Here is a 496-nt window from a genome sequence, read left to right as displayed (position 1 = left end):
AGTGAAGGAACTTCAAGCGCGTCGTAACGACACTAGCTCCTGCGAAACGTGATCATCACCTAAGTGGAAGAACCGGAGCTGTGGCCGAACAGCGACAATCACCGCAATAGGTCGGAGAACAACCCGCTGCGCGGGATGGACGCGCGTGGTAAGGTAGAGGTCACGATCCGGTTGCCGCGCCCGCATTGAGCGTCGTTCGGCGGGGCAGAGCATCACAGGCTTCGTCAACAAGAAGCCTGACCACCCCCACCCTGTTCTCGATGCACCGATCAGCCCGCCGCGCCAATGGTTGATTGACGACATGACCATGCGCCGGTTCAGCCAGGAGACGCAGCGCAACTACGTCCGCGATGTCGGGCGGTTCGCAAGCTTCCTTGGCCGATCGCCGGACACGGCGACAGCGGATGACTTGCGCCGGTTCCAGGTCGGGCAGCAGGGTGACGGCGTTCCCGTGCCGACCATGAACAGCATTGTGTCGGCGCTGCGCTTCTTCACC

At 62.1% G+C, this 496-nt stretch carries 1 protein-coding gene; it reads left to right on the top strand.

The annotated features are described in order from the left end of the window. Positions 1-301 precede the first annotated feature (301 nt). Positions 302-496: phage integrase N-terminal SAM-like domain-containing protein (locus EN780_RS37410; RefSeq protein ID WP_189557164.1), on the top strand; the 195-nt coding region annotated here is incomplete at its 3' end.

Source organism: Mesorhizobium sp. M4B.F.Ca.ET.089.01.1.1 (assembly GCF_004022605.1).
GTDB classification, from domain to species: Bacteria; Pseudomonadota; Alphaproteobacteria; order Rhizobiales; family Rhizobiaceae; genus Mesorhizobium; species Mesorhizobium abyssinicae.
This window is presented reverse-complemented; position numbering and strand designations above follow the sequence as displayed.